This window comes from Scytonema sp. UIC 10036 (assembly GCF_009725235.1).
Map to the genome: position 1 here is coordinate 25,762 of NZ_WJFC01000018.1, position 19,680 is coordinate 45,441.

A 19,680-nucleotide genomic window follows, 5' to 3' on the forward strand; every position below is an offset into this window, starting at 1 on the left:
TCGCGATTTCCTAGCTGAAAGTAATTTTTGGTCAGAACGCATACTCAAGTCAAACAAAGGAGAAAAATATGCAGTTTATCAAAGTTGTTCTTGTTGCTGTTTTGTTTATCGTGAACAAGCGCGATCGCTCAGCCTTCTTGGGCGGGTAAAAATTTCACCAAGGGTGCGGACTATGCTGAGGTTACTCAGGGACTGAATGAACTGTTGAGAGTGCAAAATGCTCCAGAGCAAGCAGGCTATACACCCGAAGAACTTCAGACCCGATTCGCACAATTACAGTTACAAAAAAATATCATCGAAACAGCGACGAAACGAGCAGAATGCCGCAATGAGACTGGAGTACGATCGACCGTTGGGGTAGGTTGAAAAATATTTTCGCAGAATTACGGAATAGCGGCATTTCATCTTGTAGGTACTTACAGACAAATAAAACCGAGGTCAACTGATGGCAGGTCAATGCCTGAAATCTAGCAAAACCTCACAGTTTATAACTTTTAATTTATTAATTTGAAAATCTTTATAAAAATCCAGACCGCACCACTTTTTAAGTGGTGCGGTCTTATAACCTGGAGTTGAGACGAGCGTTCCCAGATGCCTTTGATGAGGTTCCTACTACTTACCTTACTAGGTTTATTTTCAACACCTACTTATAAAATTTTGTAAAAAGCAATAGTGAGAAGAGGTGAGGCAAGCGATAAGCTTCGCATTACGGCTCAATCTGTATTGCTCGTTTTGTCCCTAAAAATGTTATCATTCTTGCTAAATATGCTATTGTATAAAGTGCCAAGTAAATCCTATTTTTTTAGGTAAAAACTATACAGCGTTATTTAGTATTGTACATATCTAAAAACTTTGAATAGGGGTTAGTAGATGATATACCGCTTAAATACCACATGGCTTTTTTCAGTAGTGCTAACATTACTGAGTGTTGTTTCGAGTACAGCCAAAGCGATCGCTCAAACCACGTTTGAGTTTGACACGTTCTATGATACAGAAGTTACCCTTGAACCCCTCACGCCCCTTATCTCAAAAGCAACTGTCATAGGCTTTAATCCTAATGCCCCATATGGTTTAACTAACTTCACAAGTATCAATAACTACAGTCAGTTTAATCCAGCTACAGGCGTATTCACGTTTGTTTCCAACCCAGCACAATTTGGTCTAACGGGTGAAATAGGTAGCGACTCGTTCTTTGGAAGTGGTGAAGATCGGCTGTTTGGAAGTAGTAACGCTACAGCTGCAATCGACCTCACAACCAACTCGTTAAATGGTTCTGGGACCATAACTATAACTGGTGGCTCTGGTAGATTTATTGGTGCTACTGGTACATTCAGCTTTACCGAAACTGAGTCACTCGATCAAGATCCAACTGCTGGTCCCTTAAAAGGAAAAGCTTTCTTGAGGGGTTCGTTTCAAATTCCCCAGAGAGTTCCAGAAGCTAGTGCTAACATTGCTCTAATTGGGGTAGGTGCAATTGGAGCTGCTTATGAGTTCCATCGACGCTTTTACAAGCGGAGATTTTTCTGATAAAAAGCTTTACACGATCGCAGTTAATGAACTCAATTTCACTCTTGATAGCTTCGTATTTGCCATCATCTAGAATTGCGAGTTTAGTATCACGTTTGCATAAACAAGTATAATATATGAGCCGTAGTATCTATGCTCTGCTAGTAGGTATTGATGAATACATTGAGCCTGTTCCGCCTTTAAATGGTTGTGTGAACGACATTCTGGCAGTACAAGAATATTTACAAGGACGGGTCACTACAGATGGATATCAACTTCATATTCGCACGCTTTTAAATCAAGATGCTACCCGTCAGGCTGTTATTGATGGTTTTAGGCAGCATTTGTGTCAAGCCAGGAACGAAGATGTTGCCTTCTTTTACTATGCAGGGCATGGTAGCCAAGAGCAAGCACCACAAGAGTTTTGGGCTATCGAGCCAGATCGACTGGATGAAACTTTAGTCTGCTATGACAGTCGCTGTTTGGGAGGGTGGGACTTGGCAGATAAGGAGTTAGCAAAGCTAATCGCTGAGGTAGCCGAAAAAACCCACGTTGCCATCATTTTAGACTGCTGTCACTCCGGTTCTGGCACCCGTGGCGATCTAGAAGGAGAAACAGCAATTCGTAAAACTTCTACCGATAAACGCAAGCGCCCGTTGGATAGTTTTATTTTCTCCTTGAGTGAAGCCGATAAACTTTCACCTACCCTTAGCCCGGAAAACAATCCCAGTGGTTGGAACTTCCCAAAAGGAAAACATATCGTCCTGGCTGCTTGTCGGGATAGTGAAACAGCGAAAGAATACTACGTGGATGGGGAAGCAAGGGGAGCATTTTCTTACTTTTTACTAGATACCTTAAAGAAAGCCAATGGCAGCTTAAGTTATAAAGATTTATTTAAGCGTACCAATGCCCTAGTTCGCAGTCAAGTTGATGCACAATCTCCACAAATCGAAGCCACGGAGTTGAGTGACTTAGACCAACCTTTTTTGGGAGGTGCGATCGCTCACCGTACACCCTACTTTACTGTCTTTTACGATCGAAACTACGGCTGGGCGATCGATGGCGGTGCGGTTCATGGCATTTCTCAACCAGTTGGGGATGAGACAACGATACTTGCATTATTTCCCTTTGACACACCCACAGAGGAACTTCGCCAATTGTCAACGGCAATAGGTGAAGCAACAATCTTGGAAGTGATGCCGCAATTAAGTCAAGTAAGAATAAGTGGCATCGGGGATTTAAATCCGGAAATGACGTTAAAAGCAGTGGTCACCAGTCTGCCTCTACCACCCAAAGGAGTTCTCTTAGAAGGAGAACTTGCAGGGGTAGAATTAGCTCGTGCCACCCTGCTCACTGCTGCACGCGATCGACCCTCACTTTACGTCCGGGAAGTAGCAACACCTGAAACTGCCGAGTTTAAATTACTTGCCCGTGATGGTAAATATTTAATTACACGACCAGCAGATGACCGTCCCTTAGTTGCTTCTATTTCAGGTTACACCAACACCACCAGTTTGCAGGCGATTCAGCGATTAGAACACATTACCCGTTGGATGAATATCGCTGAACTTTCCAGCCCAGCCACCAGCCGGATTCGTCCCGATGCCGTAGAAATGCTGATTTACCAGCAAAATGGGCAACCATTGTCCGATCTTCAAATGCGCTTAGAATATCAACAAGAAAATGGCAAGTGGAGACAGCCCACATTCAAAATTAAGCTGAAAAATACCACTCAAGAACCACTTTATTGCGCCCTGCTTGATTTGAACGATCGCTATGCAGTCACAGCTGAGTTGTTAGATGGAGGAGGAATTTGGTGACAACCAAGCGGACAAGTGGGAGATGAAGCATGGGTGAATCGAGGAAATCCAATTTATCCAGCAGCACCAGCAATCGGGATGTTGCTCAAGGCAATTAACAAATTTGCCGATGGGATTGAAACTGTTAATATTTCCATAAACCAGATGCATCCCGGTTCTGAGTTCTTGCAAAAATTAGCAGCTAGCCCTGACCCCAAAATACCGTACTCAATTATTGCTGGAAATACATGTGTTATTCGCGCCGCCCTAAAAGCAGAAGCTAACCAAACTTCAAGTTCCCTAGAACGGCTCATGCAAAAATTATTTCATAAAGCCGTAGCGGTGCCCTTTTTCAGTCAACCTAATGACATTGCCGTTACAGTACAAAGTATGAAAAGCGTCAACATGGAAAGAAATCCACAACCACAAATTCAAGAAGTAGGTTGCGATCGCTTCGGTTACTTTACCAAGCCAGCAGGATTAAACGCACTCTCTCAGGCGCTGCTTCAAGCCCTATAAAACACATCTGACTTTGTAACTACAAGTCCTGAAGTAGTAAATACTGGAGTCAATAATACCAAAAATTTTCTCGAAAAGAACCCACTGAAATGGTGATTTTTAAGATATTTGGGGCATTAGTAGCCGCTCTTCTCGGTTGCAGGTATTAAAGCAATTAAATACCACCCAACCTATGAATCCAACTCAACCCAGTCAAAATCTACGGGAATGATACCCAACAAATAAAAATACAATAGGAAGCAAACTTAAATCACCTTGAGCGCTATGAAAACCTCAGCACTTCAACAAGCTATTGAATCAGTAGAAAGTTTACCAATAGAAGATCAAGAAATCTTGCTCGATATCCTGCAAAAACGACTACTTGAACGGCGAAGAACTAACTTATACCAAGAAGTTCGCGAAATTAAACAAGAATTTGCTGAAGGAAACGTAAAATTTGGGTCAGTCGATCAATTTTTAGCAGAATTAGATCAATTATGAAAATCGGTTGGACTCCCAAATCGCTTCGTGCTTTTAAACGTCTAATGCGTAAAAACCCAAATCTGAGACCCCTAATTGAACAAATATTACGCCAGTTAGCTGAAGATCCCTTTCATCCTAGTTTACATACTCACAAGCTCAAAGGCGATTTATCAAATATCTGGTCATCATCAATTGCTTGTAGTTAACTCTAAAACTGCTCTTTTATTTATATCTAGAATAGGATTCCAAGATAGTTGGAACTTTTATAAGGCTTCATCTTAGCATGAAGTACGCTCTATGTTGGGGTATAAACTTATATATTTCTCAACTCCAACTATGAATTTGAAATTAACTGCCATCACAAGCATTTTTGCAATTGCTGCAACATCTATTGTCAATCCTGGACTTGCTCAAGAAACAACGAAATACAAGGCAGGAGAATTTACCATCACTTTAGGTAGTGATGATTCTTATCAAGGATGTGACAGCCGCAATCGCTGCATCAAACTTCAAGGCTCACAATCTGTACGTGATGACGGATACAGAGGTAAGCTCTGGTTTAATGGAGAATATACTTACGCAGTGTCCTGGCGTGAGAACCAAGAAGGAAATATGCGTCTGAATATTCTTAAAGGCGATCGCCGTATTTTTAGCAGCGAACTTGTACCTATAGTTGACTTGAAGTGGATAACTTGGTGTGATGTCAAGGGCATTCAAACAGGACAACTTGCAGTGCGCTTTTCTCCCGGAGGCAAATCAAAAGCCGGATTAAACAATGGCAACACCGTTCGTGTCATTCGAGAGCAAGGAAATTGGGCTTATGTTGAAGTTGAGCAAGGTCCGAATGCCAGAGTTAAGGGTTTACAGGGTTGGGTAAATTCAAGTTATTTGCGTTGTACTCAAGAACCTATTGACTGAGCTTAAAAATGAAAGCGCATCATCTTATTGTGGTGGCGAGCACCCAATTTGGAAAAAACACGCCTGCGATGTTCGTAATCGCGTTTATACAGACTAAGTCCGCGTAGGCGGACTTGGTTTGTATAGCCGAGGCAGCGCGTTGCTCTGGTTCCCAGAGTTGAAGCGCCTGCCGTCGGTGAATTCTATTCTGAGGGCAATGTTCCAAAACGGGATGCTCCCATTGTGGTGCATAAGTAGGCTTGATTTCTACCTATAACTTAATGAGAACTATTTCTCTCTTACCACACAATTGCTAAACTACCCCTTGACGCGACAAGCTGATAGGGTTTTTATTTGGGTGCAGTGGTTTTCGGAGGCTCTACTATCTTAGTAGGAATATTAGGGAGCAGGCTGGTTTCATACCACGGAAGAATAATCTGAAAGTCTTGAACTGTCGTTTGCTCTTCATGACGTATCAACAGGCAGCGAACAGAGAAATAAGAGTTGATAATTTTTCTCTGACTGTATGAAAACACACCGCAGTAGGAATATTAGGAAGGGGTTCTGAATTAAACTGTTTGTGCAAGTTGCTTATTTAGGGCTTCAAGATCGATTTCGTAACGCTTCAACAAGTCACTCAAAGCAGTTTTGTCTGTCTCCACCAGCCGAGTTAAACCCCACAACAGGTGTTCAGTCCCAATCGACTTTTTACCCTGAAGCCGAACAACTTGCAAGGCAAGTTCTAGCACGAATTTACTTTGTGGGCTGAATTTTGTATTCTCACGGATCTCAAAAGAATGTTCATCGGTTTCAATAGAAACCAGGCAGCCATTGGCTCGAAGTAAACGAGCACTTGTTGTCGTTGGATCGGCTAACAAGCCAGCAAGCAGGTGTTCTGGCTCAACTTGTGAGTTCTGCGATCGCGTTGCCTCATTTCTGGCAAAATTGAGTGCATTGATTGCTTTTTCAGTAAACCGCTCAAAACCGAACTCGAAACCAAAGAAGTTTTTGACTCGTTCAGCTAGTGTTTGCATGGAATTCTTTGCCTCATAAATGAAAACGTCTTCGATAGCAACATTGAACAGGCTGGCAATTTTGAAAGCCATGTCAAGGCTGGGATCGAACTTGCCGGATTCAAAACCATTGACTGCCTGACGACTAACTCCTAATTCTCTGGCGAGGTCAGATTGCGACCACTGGTGCAGTTGTCGAAGTTCTTTCAGTCGGTTTTTCATGGCTTTATTGGTCGGCTGTCAAGTATTACTTTACATCACAATCAAAAAAATTGTCAAGTTTAACTTGACAAACGTGTCTGTGGTATCGTTTAGAGTCGTTGAGAATCTCGCTTCAGACACGCCATAACACGCTCCCCGACTGCTGTAAAGCTTGATATTTGGTTAGTAGTATAGAGATGCACTGTTTGAAGCATCTTTACGAAAAACATCTTTTTTTAAGATTAATGTATTCGGTGCTCTAGATTATTCAATACATTTACTAGTATTTATTAAATTAATTTAATCCTTCCTGTATTTTTCTATTTTTTAGAACTAACAAAGTCTTTTCTACTGTAGTGACCCCTATACCCTTGGTTGATAAAAATCTAGATAAGCTGCATATGTGCTCATCTTCCATCACCTTCTTAACTTTTTTCAGGTAAGCCTTTCCCAAACCAGTTACTTCTGTAAGCTCTTCTTCTGAAAGTGAGAAGAAAGTAGATTTGATTTCAGTAAAGATGTTATCGGGTGAGTCGGGATTGTAGATGTATATTTCGATAGGTAGGTCACATTGTTCAAGATATTTTTTCATAACTTCTAGCGATTTTTCTTCAGGAATACCTCCATTTTGAGTTCCAAGAAGTGGAAAAGCGATTGAGGTAATTCCCTTTTCCACATATGTGTCTACAAATTTTTGCAAACCTAATTCAAGAAATATCACCTCTGAAGGTTGTTTCCAATGCTTTTTAGTGGGAAAATTAAGAATCCATTGCTCCTCGGATTTATATAGCCACAGCTTACCAATATCAATGAGGTTTTTCTTACAAAGTTCTACATAACGCTCATACATTTCTGGATATCTCAAACGAAATTCTAATGCGATACCTGCTCCCATTACTCCTACACAGTTGATAGTGTTTACAATTGTTTGGCACTTGGAGGTAAATAAGTTTCCCTTAATGATTTCGAGGCTCATTAGTGTATATTAACCAATTTTTTCCATATTCTTTAAAATAAACGCTCATCCGAGTATTTGGCTTATATTGTAGCTGAATATTACGGAAAGCTGTGACAGAGGTTGATTCCCCTAGCAAAACTTTAGAGATGTCATGAAATTTAGAACTAATTTCACGATTTAACAGGGTTTCTTGAGTAAATTTAAGATATAATTCACCCTCGATCGCATTGACCGAACTTCCATATTTCTCAATTTCCACCTCAAAATATTGACCATGATTTGTAATTTTTATATGAGGATTTTCATGATAAAATAAATTTTTATCTAATATATCCTTTTCTTCAAAAACTCTGTGGGCGTATTTGGAATCTCTACCCATAAGATGTAGTAAAAGCTGCTTATCATGCGTGTTTCGACAGATAAGGCTTATGTCCTCTAAATTTAGCTTAGTAAAGTCAAGGTAATGATGAATAATAAATTCTTGTTGAGATGCTCTCAAATAAGTGTCTTTACCAACTTGCTGTAATGTAGAGTAAACGTGATTAAAATCAAAATACTCTTTCAAAAAATCTACACTATTGCCGTAATGAGAGCCTGAAGCAGCAAGGTTTCCATTACTAATACCACATTTACCACCATGTGTTTCCAGTACTCGTTCAAGATTTACGCGGAAGAAAATTGGTACGGGACACAGAGCATAAATGTTTCCTTTTCGCTTACCTAGTGATTCGTTATGCCATTGAGTAGGAGTTTTGGGGCGAAAATAGAAGCGTGCAAAATCTTTTACATCTTTACTAGTATGGGCAATCAAGCTTGCGCCCGCCGAATCTCGAAAATTATTGCACTTGTTCCTTGCTAGCAAGCGTTCACCTTGAAGAATTGAAACAGCATTCTCAATGTGGGTAAAGTGATAAATATATCCCTTCCAAGAAGAAGATTGGCGATTAAGCCCGTCTAGAAGCACACGCGCAAATGCTTCCTGTTCTTGTTGCGATCGCTCTACAGAAAAATCATTACGAGTGCAAGTTGATTGAATTTCTAAGAAAGGATTATACTCCTCTATCTCTTCATTTTCTCTAGATGTCTCTTTGGAAGGTTCTGGAGAAAGAAGAACTTTTTCTCGTTCAATGACTATCAATACCATGTATTCGAGGATGTCTATTATCCGTCGCTCGCTGCCAAACCAGGAACCTTCACGATTACAATACAAAATAGGAGCTATTTCTTCTCGTTTTTCTCCTCGTAAAAGGTAAATATACACCGCTTGGCGCTGTTCGTCAGTTTGTGCTTGTAACGCCCACATAACAATTTCATCTTTGGAAATACTGTCTCTCCTCAATCGACAAGCATAAAAGAAATTGAGAGATGCCTCGTTATAGTCAGAGTGAAGAATGCGATCGTCTGGAGCAAACCTAACTAACAAATTTTCCTCAATAGTATTGGATTGGCTGTCCAACAATTTCTGAGATGGTAGATAAGTACCAGCCTCAGATAAAAAGCGAACTGTTTCTAAAAAGCTTTGCAGATGACTGAGTTCTGAGGTTATACTGAAGCCATTAAAAAATTCTTTTGAAATAAGTTCGCCAATATAACTAGCCTTGTATGGTGTCACCTTTGGTTCATCCATTCCTATTTCGTTTTTCAAAACGTCGAGTAGCTGCAAGTCTCTGACGGTATAACGCCGTTCATCAAAAGCTGCTTCTAAAAGTTTCTTGACTTCTTCCCATCTCTCACGCGCAATGAGGTTACCCTGATACTGTTGTTGAAAATTAGACCAGTTCGCAACTTTTAAAAAACAACTTTGCTCTAAGAGTTTGCCTGTGACTCTATATTTAACATTATCAAGCGAGATGAGTTGACGATGGTAACCGTACAAGCCACTGGGTAGAGACTGACAGTGAGTAATCAAATAACCCATAGCGCGATCGCCTGTCAACATATTACGGATAATGTCAATTCCCTCGCTTTGGTCTTTCTGTTGCCAGCTAACTGCCAAAGTATTCCATAAGAAGCTCCAAAACTCGTACTTATCAATATTTGGAATACCCAATGTTGCTGCCAGTGCCTGCCAGTTGTCTTCACTCGCACGCTTAAGGTTATGAAGAACTTCTCCTAATCCCTGCCCTATACGTTGTGCTAAGTGCCGATTGCGAGTAGATGATTTCACTAAGCTTTCTCGCCCTGGAGTAATATCTAAGTCAGCATTCAATACAAAACCAAGGAAAAGTTGTTCTCGTGTGGGTGCTGTTACCCAAAAAGTTGGAGTATCTTTAGGAAGCGCAGGATAGAGACGACCGTTTTGCTCAAAAATACCCAAAAGCAACGAAGCGTCTTCGCCCGGAAGTTTAAAACATAGCAGTATTGATTCTCGATCGTCACTTGCCCTGCGACATTTACTTGTTTCTACTCCAGGAACATTTAAGACAGGAGATGGATTCCAAGATAAACGCTCTTCTAGATGCTGTTGGTTAATAAATCTACAAGTTTTTATTCCTTTTGCAAAAACTAATAAAATGCTAATAAGCTCTTGAAAATCTTTTACTACATCTTGGACATATCTCTTCTGCTCAAGAGCTAATTCTACAATCGTTGCATCGGGTAACTCAATATAATGCTGTAAGTATTCTCTGAGTTCGTTAGTTTTTTCGTGATTAAGCCGTGATGGTATCAGCCCACCTGCAACAGAGAATCCTAAATTCTTACTAAGCACGCAAGGTTGCCTGCAAGCAAGATAAATGCTTTTAAAGCCCAACCCAAATTTGCCCGTTACACCATCTCCTTTGTCGGAAATGTTGAAAGTCAGCATTTTCTCTAAGTCGCGATCGAACCCCTTATCGTGATATTGTATTTCAGGATGGTTATGATGTTGAAAACAACCAATCGGTCTACCAGCATGGATAAATAAGAGCTTGTTTTCAGAGCATACTATAATAAACTGCTTTCTCTTTTCCTCCAAGTTCTTTGTTCTTGACATTTCCATCCATTCGACTACCGCGTCATCTGCATTTTGAAATAACTCAAAGGCAATACTTTGCAAACGGTAGCCTTGCTGTTCTATCTTTGCTCGCACAGCCTGCCATAATTGCTCTCGCAACTGCTCGCTGTCAGAAGACTCACCTTCTAGTAAATTGGATAGCTCAGAAATAAGATTTTCAATTTGCTGCTCGCTCTTCTCTGTAGATTTTTTTTGCTGTCTCAGTTCTGCCCTCAAATGGCGCAAGCTATCCCAACGTGTTAAGATGCTATTGATTGCACGACTCCGCTCGTGTACCCCTAACATCCTCATCACGTATGGAGCACCTTCTAGCAAAAAGTTTTTTGCAACTTGAATATCAAGCTGATCTGACAGAAGCAAATCCTCCCAAATCTCATCGAGTGAAGAGGGAGTTAATCTATAAACATCTTTTAACAGTACTCTTGTAGAGTCTTCCAATAGTTGAACTAAGTCTGATGAAGCAAACTCTTGAGGTTGAATGGGTATGAGTTCTAAGTCTGTAACATCAGGTGCAAGTTTACTAACGAAAAGATGGGAAGGACGTTTTGTGTTGGCAAGGCTAACTTTAAAAGTTTGTCCTAACAAAGATTGTACATCTCTGACGCGATCGCTTGCTTGACCTACATGAATCCGAAAAACACGATTTGGTATTGGTTTATCTTCAAAAATCCTCTGACGTATATTGCCTAAATCTCGTTTACCCAAATAACCGCGAGCGAGATGCTTGACATTACCTTCACCACCATACAGCAAACATAAAAACGCACCAATTGGTTCTGAAGGGCAATGCCGATACCAATCATGGAAGTATTTTTTGAGCACGCTATAATTTGTTTCTTCTACTGCTGATGTTAAAGTTGATAAGGCAGTCAAATTGGTTTTCGGTAACAAGTTCAGATAAGAACTTATAATTTCTGCTTGCGTGTTGTCTAAAACAGAAGCAGGATCGATATTGTCCATACTACCCCAAGTCAGTTGGGCAGAAGCCTGCCATTGGCGGTTACGGTTTAGTAGACGAATTTTTTCTAGAATCTGTTGAAACGTATTGTACCTAACAGCTAATTCAAGATAACAATTGAAAACCTTAAGAATGCTTTCCTCTGGTTGAGAACTGGTAGAAGCAAGAGTTAGAAATAACTTCACAAGTTTTTTTTCATCAATCTTGCCTAGTAAGTTTGGCAGTAGATATTTCTTAAAATTTTCTATATTAATTTTTTTAGCCAAATTGCATATTGATAAAAAACTAACATCAAGCTTGTTAAATACCTGATAGACATCTTCTAGAAGATATTCGTCAAGCTTAAATTCTCCTAGTTGATACTCTGGAGCCTGTTTGAGCAATTCCCCAACTCTGGCTAAAACTTCATCTTGAGTCACAAATAACTCTTGAGTCAACCATTGCCAGCAGTTTTCATGCTCGCTGATTGAGGTTGCTAACTGTGAAGAAGCAATGTATGTAGAAGGAACTGCTAGAAGTAAATCTTCAATTTCATATGTTATGGATGAGTAGTAAAGAACATTGTGAGGACATACAGCTTTCCCTTGTTCGTCTGCAAGCCATGCAGTTTTTCTAAGACTACTATCATTGTTAGTATTGAGACGCCGAGAATTGCTGAAAAGATAATTTAAGATATCGAGAGTAATATGCAGATAGTCGTGAGGCTGGTGCTGTTTCAAAATCAAAGAAATGATATCGTTCTCAGACCACCGACAAAAGAGCTTACTTAATGTTTTGAAGTTCTCATGATTTTTGATTTCAACTGGAAGCCGGGAATATTCCGTATACTCATCAGGGCTTAAATCAACTAGGGCAGTTAAATGCTGCTTGAGTTCTTTGGGTATCTCGATAACTTGCTCTGGTGCAATGTGCTTGTCTCCTAAGAACAACCATTTCTCTGTCTTGAGTAATTGCTCTAGGTCTTTTTGAATTTCCAAATCTTGAATGGCGTCTAAAATAACAACAGAGAAGCGGCTCCAATAGTTGAGCGATTTCTCAGCTTGAGCCAATACCTTTCTAATGACAGTTTCTACATTCCAATAAGTAAATAACTGGGTAACCCAAGCATATGCGCTACTAGTCCGAACGGAATTCGGCAGAATCCTTTCAGGATTTTTTGTGCTATCTAAAGTGGCGATCGCTTGCTCGTGTCTCTCTAGATTGTCTGGCAATTTTATAACATCTTGTGGGCTGATTCCCCCACCTCGACCTGGTAACCAACTTGTACTTTGTAGCTTTGACCTCCATGATTCTCTTTCTTGAGATGACATCCTTTGCAGTGCATCTAAAATCAATTCCCAGTATTCGTGAGGATTAGAGAGCTTGAAAATTGTAGCGATCGCTCTTTGGGGAGTCCAACGTGGAATCCAATCTTGAACGATCTCTTGCTTGTTCTCTCGAATCAAAACGACATAATTCTGAAGTCGCTCATCAAGAGAAAAGCCTTGGTTTTCCAAATACATCTTATCTGCTTCAATGCGGACAAGCTGCCCGTTGGTTGCTTCATGTACTTGTAATGCCTTCCATAAGTCTTCATTAGTCGGTCTTTGGTTGATGTGGCGCAATAACTCATATCGTTCGGATGGTTCTAGTAAATGACCATCTACACAGTCCGAACCTAATTCTCGAATCAAATCAACAACTCGTTCGGGTTGTAAAGTCGTAATCCCCAGACTTTGACGTTTAGCTGTAGGAATATGCTCAACTAATATAGAATCGAGCAAGCGCCAAGCCTCTCCTTTTCTTTGTAAAACCTGCTCGCCGATTTTCTGCCACAGTGTACTTTCAGAGGAAGTGATATACAAAGAAGTCGTAATGTCTTCATACTTCTGTTGATTTCCATGCAACAAATACCGCAGTTCCTTAGACATGATTTATTAACTCCCTTAAAAGATTAACTCGATTTTCAGAACTTGCCAGATTTGGTTTTGTGGACAGAAGTTGCAAGCAGCTTTTAAATTCACACCTAGGTATACCGTTCATAGAAGGAAGTCTCTCTAAGGCTCTCGCAAGTCTGTCATTAATAAAAATCAACTCACAGTTAGGTAATGCTTCTTGTAAAGCGTTAGCAATCGATGTTTGCCCGTTTACCTTAACCTTAAACAGTAAATTTCTTTGATGTAATTTTTGCAATCGTAAGTACGTGTAAATATAGATTTTTCTCTGACATAGATTGAAGCCCAAAAATAACGGAGTATTTTGCAGATTATTAAAAACAGCTACTGGATCGCTAATTTGCTCGATAATTTCCTCTATGATGCTTTGAGAAACTTTTTGACTGGATAAGTCTGTCCTTAATATATCGCTAAGACAGTTACCTCTCTCTTAAAAGGCTTTTAATATTATTGACAATTGTTCCAGGTGGAGTTTTGTAACCTGCCATAAATCATTGTTGCTCTTTTTATTAGGTATATGCTTAATGTCAAACTAAAGTTAAAAATCTATCCACTGTCCCATCATAGATGCACCTCTTAACGTTGTTTTTAAATGAAATAGAGTCTTTACCCGTTGTGGGTTTAATAAAACACTGAAAATTTACTACATAAGTAGTGAGTTATATATCAAGTTATATGCTATCCGTCAGGCTGTAAAAACGTCATCCCTCGGAATCTACTAGAGACAAACTAAAGCCCGAAGTAGGCGTCATAGTAAAAAGAATCTTTTTCAAATCTTTACCATTCACCGTAATATTAGGTTTATTTGATCGAAAACTTGACTTTTCCCTAAGTACAGATGCCCTGAATACAGAAAGAGTAATGTAATTTATAATAGTGTTTCGTTTGGAGCTATACGTAGAAGGTGCGATCGCAGAATTCAAACACGCAGGACAAGTTTCGCCCTACTCCTGTAGATAGCAGCCATGCTTGGTCTGTAGAACCCACACCTTCATTACCTAAGTGTTGTGATATTTTTAGCTCTAAGCAATTTCTAAGAACCAAGCTTTTAGCTCTTTAATATCTTCAGCAGTTGCAGCACTGAGATCGAAAGCCCGTTCTATCAGTTCTAATTTGCGCTCGAACTGAGCAGCAATAGCTCGAAAGCCGCTCATTTTGCTATGGCAAGGTAAATAGCTCTTTCCTAGTGCTAAAATCTCATTTACAATTCTTTCATGAAGTTGAGTTTACTTAATCCCAACCTTTCACTGCAAGAAGTGCCACCTTCTCCTGTCACTTCTAACATTTGTTTTAAAATCTTTACGTGTGACTTGAGCTTGAGATGCAGAAACTGAGTTACAGCAAATTCCAACCTAGTGAGGTACAAAAATTACCCCCCTCTGTCCCCCCTTACCAAGGGGGGATGAAAGGGGGGTGTACCTCATTAGACGGAGAAAGGCTATAAGTTGAGAGGGTTGAGAGTTGGAGTTTTGTGCTTGCGTCTGACTGCTTGACACCATTAACGTGCTTGATAGCAGTACAATCGCCAGTAAAAAATTCTGGGGAAGGGTTGACAATTTCATTAACCTTCTCCTGTCGCTGAGCAATTGTATTAGGTTTCCACAGATTCTTTTACTGGAATGATAACCGTTCAAGGATATTACCCAACCCCTCTAAGGTTAGAAATGTAGTAAGGATGCTGTACAGATTCATCTGCTACAGGCTGCTACAGGCTGAGGTTCTTATTAAAAACCCTTATGATAGGGTTTGATTCGACGTACAATTTTTGACAATAAATTGGGAAAAAATCGCTTGAGATACACTCCGGCGATTTCTGTACCACCAATATAAATTTCTTCTTTATTTGATTGAATAGCTTTGACTATTGCTTTGGCACATTGAGAAGCGGGTAATCCTTTTGCTTGGTTTTTGTCCATTATATTATATTTATCTCCTGTTTCTGTTAATGCGTTGAGCGAGACATTGGTTTGAATATAGCCAGGGCAAATTATCGTAACTTGTATGTTTTCTTTCCAAACTTCTGCTCTTAAAGAATCAAAATACCCATGCAATGCGTGTTTGGAAGCAGCATATGTGGAACGAAATGGTGTACCAAATTTTCCCACAAGACTGCTGATAGCAATAAGATGTCCCGATTGTCTGGCTATCATTCCTGGCAAAATATATTTTGTTAATGCGATCGCAGAAAAGAAATTGACTTCCATAATTTCTCTTTCAACCTCTATACTGGTTTTAGTGGCAAGAGATCGCTGGCTAATTCCTCCATTATTAATGAGAATATCGACTCTTCCAAAAAAGCTTTCGGCTTGTTCGGCAGATGATTTCCATGTTTCTGCTTTATTTAAATCAAGAGGAAGAACTTTATAATTATCGGATTCTCCAAGACAATTATTTTTGACTCTATGTAATTCATTTTCTCTGCGTGACGACAAAATAATTTTAGCCCCTTGTTTTGCTATCTCATAAGTTAGTGCTTCTCCTATACCTGAAGAAGCACCAGTTATCCATACAACTTTGTCTAATAACTGTGTCATTTTATTAATAACATTTCCTGATTTTTCAAGTACTCCTTTATTGTCTCTGTCTACGTGCAGAGACTGTAGCTAGCCTAGATGATTCGTGAAAAATTTTAAGTGCTGTTGGGTGTATATTACCCTCCAAAAGCCTCAGTGGTGGGAATTGTCCACCCTACTTGTATTTCACAAATCGAAGAGGATAGATCTATTTCAGACTTTAGATAGAAATATTTTAGAATCTAATTTTGGTATTTTAGAACAATTGCGGGTGTATTTTCAAGATAATGTATCATTTTAATGAAAAAGACTTATAGTAAAAGTCTTTTAGAAAATCATTATTAGTTGTGAGCCATTTGAGTTAGGTAACAGTCATGAAAGCAACAGAACTCCTCTCACAATATGCAGCAGGTGTTAGAGATTTTACAGAAGCCGAACTGAGCGAGGCAAATCTTGAAGGAGCCAATCTCAGTGAAGTTATTTTAGATCGGGCTTTACTAGATGGAGCCAATCTCAATGGGGCAAATCTCAGCCAAGCCAGTCTGACAAATGCAGATCTCAATGGAGCGAATTTAGCCCAAGCAAATTTGAGTGGAGCCGATTTAACCGGAGCCATCTTAGATGGGGCAATTCTAGACGGAGCAATACTCGATAATGCTAACTTAACTCAGTCTGACTTGACCGTTGCTAACCTAATAACTGCAACTCTCAATGAGGCTGATTTACATGAAGCGAATTTAACGGCTGCAAATTTGGAGCAAGCAAATTTGAGTGGAGCAGATCTAGTTGTTGCTGACTTAACAGATGCTAATTTAAGTCAAGCGGAACTTCAAGATGCTAATTTGAATGGAGCTAATTTGGAAAGAGCTAATTTAGAAGGAACGCTTTTAGATTCAGAACAAACATGATGAATAAGTTCGTAGTAGCGCTGTCTTCGACGGCGAAGACAGCGCTACTACGAACCGTTACGTTTATGCGGTAATAACTTCATAAAAACTGCACCGATAACTATTCCCGCACCATGTGCCCAGTAACCAATGCTTAAGGGATTGACACCACCAGGAATATTTAAGCTGCCAATGCTATACGATAATTGCTGCACAAACCACCAAAATAGGTAGAAAAAGGCTGGTAGTTGTATGGGAATAAAAATTATCAATAAAGGTAAAATAGTGTCAATTTTACCTTGGGGAAATTTCAGAGCATAAGCTCCTAAAATAGCTGCAATAGCGCCATTTGCGCCAATCAATGGTATTGTTAAACTAGGTTCAACTAACACTTGTAAAAGTCCAGTTAAAAAACCAGACACTAAGTAAAGTAGCAAGAACCTTCCATATCCCAGAATACTTTCAATGGTTCTACCAAAAACCCAAAGAAATATTAAATTTCCTAAAATTTGACTAAAACTACCGTGCAGGAACATTCCGGTTAGCAAAGCAGTCGCACGCATCAGGAAAACTATCCAAGCGGCTGGGTTGCCAGATAGCCCTGCTGCGATCGCACCACTTATCTGTGCGGGTACTATACCCCAAGTATTGACAAAAGTGCCCAACTCACCGCTTAACTCTAGTTTCAGTTCCCAGAAAAACAAAGCAAGATGAATGCCAATCAGCAGATAAACAATGACTGGCTTTCGGCGTGCGAAAAAGAAAACGTTATCACCAATAGGAATCATGCTGATTTTGGGTTAGTAGTTCGTAGTTAGTGGTTAGTGCTTGGTGGTTAGCTGTGGCAATATTGGAATCAGAATCGTCAGGATTAGGCTGGGTAAAACGAATGTTAGGAAACACACTGGTTGGAAGATACCAAATTATCAGTCACTTGGGAGGAGGTGGATTTGGCGAAACTTTTATCGCTAGTGATACCCATTTACCCGGTTCTCCGCAATGTGTTGTTAAAAAACTTAAACCTCAAGCCAATGACCCTGTTACTTTAGAAACAGCGAGACGTTTATTTGATACGGAAGCTCAAGTGTTGTTTCGATTGGGGACTCATGACAGCATTCCCCAACTTTTAGCTTACTTTGAGGAGAATGAGGAGTTCTATCTCGTACAAGAGTTGATTGAAGGGACGGATCTCAGCCATGAAATTGTACCCGAAAAACCTCTCTCTCAAGACCAAGTCATTGCCATTTTAGAAGAAATTTTGACAATTTTAGACTTTGTTCACCAACAAAAGGTCATTCATCGCGATGTCAATCCTTATAACATCCTCAGACGCCGTTCTGATGGAAAATTAATCCTCATCGATTTTGGTGCTGTTAAACAAATTGCTACTCAAGTGGTTAGCCCCAATAACCACACAAAATTTACTGTTGCTATTGGAACTCCTGGCTATATTCCTAGCGAACAAGCGCAGGGAAACCCAAAATTTAGCAGCGATATCTATGCTGTAGGAATCTTGGGTATTCAAGCATTGACTGGATTGTCTCCTGAGGAATTGGATAAAGACGCTGACACTTGTGAAATTATATGGCGCGAATGCGTCTCAGTCAGTGAAGATTTGGCAAAAGTTTTAGATAAAATGGTGCGCTATGATTTTCGAGAGCGCTATTCTTCAGCGTCTGTGGCTTTGCAAGCACTGAAAGAGTTAAAAAAATCTCAGTCGCAAACTATAGCATTGAGCTTACCTTCAAGAAATCAACAAAATGCAAAAAGTCCGATAAAAACGAGTGGCAAACCTCGAAAAAATTTAGTCCTAAAAATTTTAGCAGCCGTAACTTTAATAGGCACAGGCACAGCAGGCTCTATTTATGTGGTTAATGCAATTAATTCTACAAATGCTATAGAATTGTATCAACAAGCAAATACACTTTACGATCTTCAACGCTACAAGGATGCTCTCTTAACCTATGACAGATCATTAGAACTCAGACCGGATTATGCTAAAGCATGGAATGGTCAAGGAAAAACATTATATGAGTTAAAAGAATATCAGGAAGCACTTGCTGCTTACGATAAAGCTATTCAACTGAAACCAGATTATTTGGAAGCATGGCGCGGTCGTGGCTTTACTTTGAGTCAGTTGACAAGATATCAAGAATCTGTTTCTTCTTTGGATAAAGTTTTGTTATTAGATAAGAATCAGCCGGAAATTTGGAATAAAAAAGGAGAGGTTTTAACAAAAATTAAACAATATGACCAAGCCATTGATTCTTATAATAAAGCTATTGAATTAAGGCAAGACTATTATGAAGCTTGGTATAATAAGGCGCTAGTTCTCAATAATTTGAGACGCTATGATGAGGCGCTTGTGGCGTATGATAATGTCACGGAACTCAAACCTGCTTACGATCGCGCTTGGTACAGTCGCGGTAATGTTTTGGCAAATTTACGACGCTATCAAGATGCGATCGCATCCTATGATAAAGCAGTACAATATAAACCAAATGACTACTTGGCTTGGCTGTCTAAAGGAAATTTACTCAACAGTTTGCAACGCTATCAAGAAGCTGTAGACTCTTTTGAGGAAGTCATTAAATATAATCCCAGTAACTATCAAGCCTGGTATGGGCGGGCTTGGTCTTTTCATCAAATGCAACGTTATGAAGAAGCAGTAATATCTTATGATAAAGCTGTTCAATTCAGACGCGGAAACTATCAAGCTTGGTACGGGCGGGGTAATTCATTGTATAAATTGAAAAAATATCAAGATGCGATCGCGTCTTACAATCGAGCTATCACTCAAGAACCGAACCATTACGAACCTTGGTATAGCAAAGGTAATGCTTTGTTGAACTTGAAACTCTATCAAGATGCTATTTCAGCATACAACAAAGCCCTTAAACTTAAGCCGGATTATCAGCCAGCAATCAATGCTCGCGAGCAAGCACGCGAACAGTTATTATTACCAATTCAAAACACTGTAGAGACGCCCAACAGCCCACCTCCACAGTAGAGATGTGCCATTAGTCCTCTCTACAGAG

Annotated in this window: 16 protein-coding genes; 9 read left to right on the top strand and 7 right to left on the bottom strand. The window is 39.8% G+C overall.

The features are described from left to right. The first annotated feature begins 210 nt into the window (after positions 1-210). From F7734_RS63325 to F7734_RS63330, 7 genes are all read left to right on the top strand, one after another. On the top strand, positions 211-366 hold the full coding sequence (locus F7734_RS63325) for a hypothetical protein (RefSeq protein WP_243146808.1): 156 nt from the start codon (positions 211-213) through the stop codon (positions 364-366). Between the two features lie 504 nt (positions 367-870). Beyond that, positions 871-1,527, top strand: coding sequence for a hypothetical protein (locus tag F7734_RS11100; protein ID WP_155744706.1), 657 nt, complete (start codon positions 871-873; stop codon positions 1,525-1,527). A 116-nt stretch (positions 1,528-1,643) separates the two neighbouring features. Beyond that, complete coding sequence (locus F7734_RS11105; protein ID WP_207714073.1) at positions 1,644-3,326, top strand: caspase family protein; 1,683 nt, start codon at positions 1,644-1,646, stop codon at positions 3,324-3,326. Between the two features lie 15 nt (positions 3,327-3,341). Next, on the top strand, positions 3,342-3,824 hold the full coding sequence (locus tag F7734_RS61855) for a hypothetical protein (protein WP_207714074.1): 483 nt from the start codon (positions 3,342-3,344) through the stop codon (positions 3,822-3,824). A 264-nt stretch (positions 3,825-4,088) separates the two neighbouring features. Next, entirely contained in the window at positions 4,089-4,304 is a 216-nt protein-coding gene (locus F7734_RS11110) for a hypothetical protein (protein WP_155744707.1), read from the top strand. After that, a complete protein-coding gene (locus F7734_RS11115) occupies positions 4,301-4,492 on the top strand; it encodes a plasmid stabilization protein (RefSeq protein ID WP_155744708.1) in 192 nt (63 codons plus the stop codon). The genes F7734_RS11110 and F7734_RS11115 overlap by 4 nt, the downstream gene beginning before the upstream one ends. Positions 4,493-4,622: 130 nt before the next feature. Beyond that, positions 4,623-5,204: an SH3 domain-containing protein gene (locus tag F7734_RS63330; protein WP_243146809.1), complete on the top strand. Its 582-nt coding sequence runs from the start codon at positions 4,623-4,625 to the stop codon at positions 5,202-5,204. 548 nt (positions 5,205-5,752) lie between these two features. Here F7734_RS63330 and F7734_RS11125 read toward each other — a convergent pair. The 6 genes from F7734_RS11125 to F7734_RS11140 form a co-directional block, all read right to left on the bottom strand. After that, a complete protein-coding gene (locus F7734_RS11125) occupies positions 5,753-6,418 on the bottom strand; it encodes a helix-turn-helix transcriptional regulator (RefSeq protein WP_155744709.1) in 666 nt (221 codons plus the stop codon). Positions 6,419-6,692: 274 nt separating this feature from the next. Continuing rightward, positions 6,693-7,373 (bottom strand): macro domain-containing protein, encoded by a 681-nt coding sequence (locus tag F7734_RS11130; protein WP_155744710.1) that lies wholly within the window; start codon positions 7,371-7,373, stop codon positions 6,693-6,695. Continuing rightward, positions 7,354-13,218 (bottom strand): DUF4433 domain-containing protein, encoded by a 5,865-nt coding sequence (locus F7734_RS11135; RefSeq protein ID WP_155744711.1) that lies wholly within the window; start codon positions 13,216-13,218, stop codon positions 7,354-7,356. The genes F7734_RS11130 and F7734_RS11135 overlap by 20 nt, the downstream gene beginning before the upstream one ends. 915 nt (positions 13,219-14,133) lie before the next feature. After that, positions 14,134-14,286 (bottom strand): hypothetical protein, encoded by a 153-nt coding sequence (locus F7734_RS60640; protein WP_166481843.1) that lies wholly within the window; start codon positions 14,284-14,286, stop codon positions 14,134-14,136. Then, positions 14,265-14,396 (bottom strand): hypothetical protein, encoded by a 132-nt coding sequence (locus F7734_RS65205; RefSeq protein ID WP_279239694.1) that lies wholly within the window; start codon positions 14,394-14,396, stop codon positions 14,265-14,267. Before F7734_RS65205 ends, F7734_RS60640 begins: the two co-directional genes overlap by 22 nt. 570 nt (positions 14,397-14,966) lie before the next feature. Then, positions 14,967-15,776: an SDR family oxidoreductase gene (locus F7734_RS11140; protein WP_155744712.1), complete on the bottom strand. Its 810-nt coding sequence runs from the start codon at positions 15,774-15,776 to the stop codon at positions 14,967-14,969. Between the two features lie 353 nt (positions 15,777-16,129). Here F7734_RS11140 and F7734_RS11145 point away from each other — a divergent pair, with 353 nt between their 5' ends. Next, positions 16,130-16,663 carry a pentapeptide repeat-containing protein gene (locus F7734_RS11145; protein ID WP_155744713.1) on the top strand — a complete coding sequence of 178 codons (534 nt, stop codon included), beginning with the start codon at positions 16,130-16,132 and terminating at the stop codon, positions 16,661-16,663. 47 nt (positions 16,664-16,710) lie between these two features. Here the strand turns inward: F7734_RS11145 and F7734_RS11150 are convergent, their stop codons facing one another. Continuing rightward, on the bottom strand, positions 16,711-17,430 hold the full coding sequence (locus tag F7734_RS11150) for a rhomboid family intramembrane serine protease (RefSeq protein WP_155744714.1): 720 nt from the start codon (positions 17,428-17,430) through the stop codon (positions 16,711-16,713). Positions 17,431-17,531: 101 nt separating this feature from the next. Here F7734_RS11150 and F7734_RS11155 point away from each other — a divergent pair, with 101 nt between their 5' ends. Beyond that, the gene (locus tag F7734_RS11155) at positions 17,532-19,652 is read left to right on the top strand and encodes a serine/threonine-protein kinase (RefSeq protein ID WP_155744743.1); all 2,121 of its coding nucleotides are present in this window, start codon (positions 17,532-17,534) and stop codon (positions 19,650-19,652) included. Positions 19,653-19,680 lie beyond the last annotated feature (28 nt).